Below are 1532 nucleotides of genomic sequence, written 5' to 3'. Positions count from 1 at the left end.
CCCTAGCTTGATCTTTAACCTGTGCGGCGGGGCCGTGGGTTGGACGTTTTGTTCGTTTGCCGTTTCGCTGGCTTCGTTTTGCGGGGTGTGTGCACGTCGTGGCGTGGTGTGGGCCGGGTGTTTTTGCGGCCCGGTGGTCGTCCGGGGCCGGGGCGTGAGGATTTCGGTGCTCTGGCCGGGCAGCTGGCTTGGGGGCGGATGTGCCGGAAGTCCCGGCGGACGCGGGCGGGAGTGAGCTTGTCCGGGGAGCTTGGTTTCTCCCAGGGGCGACGAAGGTCGGCTGCGAGCGGGCGGGCGAGCCGGAGCTGGGTGTAGGCAGCGAGGACCAGCCAGGTCCACCGGTCCGCCGCCTCGGGGGTGCGGATCTTCGGAGAGGTCCAGCCGAGAGTCTGCTTGAACAGGCGGAAAGTGTGCTCGATATCGAAGCGCCGCAGGTATGCCTGCCAGAGGCGGTCGACGTCGGCAGAGCAGGCGTCGGTGCCCGACCACCACAGCCAGACCGGCTTCGGTGTTGCCCCACTGGGCAGGTGATCGATGTCCAGACGGATCACCGTTCCCTCGACGATGGGAAGGGTGCCGTCTGCTGCCTCCCAGGATGAGCGGTGGGTCAGCTTGGGGTGCAGCCGGTTCCAGGAGCGGGCGGTGGCGGCGCCATAGAGGCGTGTGTCGGTGACGGTTTCGGTGTCGGGCTTGCCCCAGGTATCGGGCTGCCCGAAAACAAACTCGCCTCCGTGCCGCGGTGGCCGGCCCAGGGCGTGTGGTTGTCGGGGCGGGGCGGGCCTGCGCAAGACACGGTCCGAGCGCATCCGGGCCAGCACCTGCACGGGCAGGTCCCCCAGCAGGAATGCCAGACGGGACGCGTCGTATCCGGCGTCCGCGACGATGAGGATGTCCGGGTCACCCGTGCGCCACTGCCCTGCAGTGATCAGTCGCTTCAGCAGATCGCGCAGCTGCCGGGCGGTGACGGTGGCAGTGTCGTCCCCGGGTGCCAGACGCAGTGCGTCCAAGGGTGCAGTCCACGAGCTGCGACCGGGTTCGAGTGCGCAGATGATCGAGTAGGGCCAGCCGGGGACCGGGATGTGCTGGTCCTTGCCCCGGCCGTAGGTGTGACACAGGATCCGTTGCGGTGAGGTGTGGGCGTCGGGCCTGAGCCAGCAGGTGATGTCGATGGCCAGGACGAGCTGGCCGTTGGCAGCCCGTGGCAGTGGCACCGCCGCGAGTGCCCACCGCAGCCGGTCAGCGTCGATGCGTCCGCGTGCCACCGCGGCGTAGAGCCCGCCGTGACCGCGGCGGTATTCACCCACCAGTGACAGCTCGGCCAGCGACTTCACCGGCCCATCGCCGCACAGAACGGCATCGGCCAGCTCGAACAACGCGTCCGAACGAGCGGTGAGACAGGAGTAGAACTCGCCCCGGAAGCATGACAGTTCCGCCAGCGGCTCCCGCCGGGCATCGTGATGCAGCAGACTCATCCTCACGGCCTTCGTGCTGGACGTGTGTGTTCCTTGGTCGGAGCACATGTTCAGACGAAG

The 1532-nt window shown here is 68.1% G+C and carries 1 protein-coding gene; it reads right to left on the bottom strand.

Annotated elements, in window-relative coordinates; translation table 11 throughout:
* Positions 1-14 precede the first annotated feature (14 nt).
* Positions 15-1472, bottom strand: a complete 1458-nt coding sequence (locus ABD329_RS47700) for an NF041680 family putative transposase (RefSeq protein WP_198282344.1) — start codon at positions 1470-1472, stop codon at positions 15-17.
* Between the last annotated feature and the right edge of the window lie 60 nt (positions 1473-1532).

The organism is Streptomyces javensis (assembly GCF_039525925.1).
In the GTDB taxonomy this organism is placed as follows: domain Bacteria; phylum Actinomycetota; class Actinomycetes; order Streptomycetales; family Streptomycetaceae; genus Streptomyces; species Streptomyces asiaticus.
Note: the sequence above shows the minus strand (reverse complement) of the source record. Positions and strands in the feature narration are given on the sequence as shown.

What these genes read in the sequence shown, in the direction of transcription:
- ABD329_RS47700 (WP_198282344.1), bottom strand. Translation starts at nt 1,472, where the DNA reads ATGAGTCTGCTGCATCACGATGCCCGGCGGGAGCCGCTGGCGGAACTG.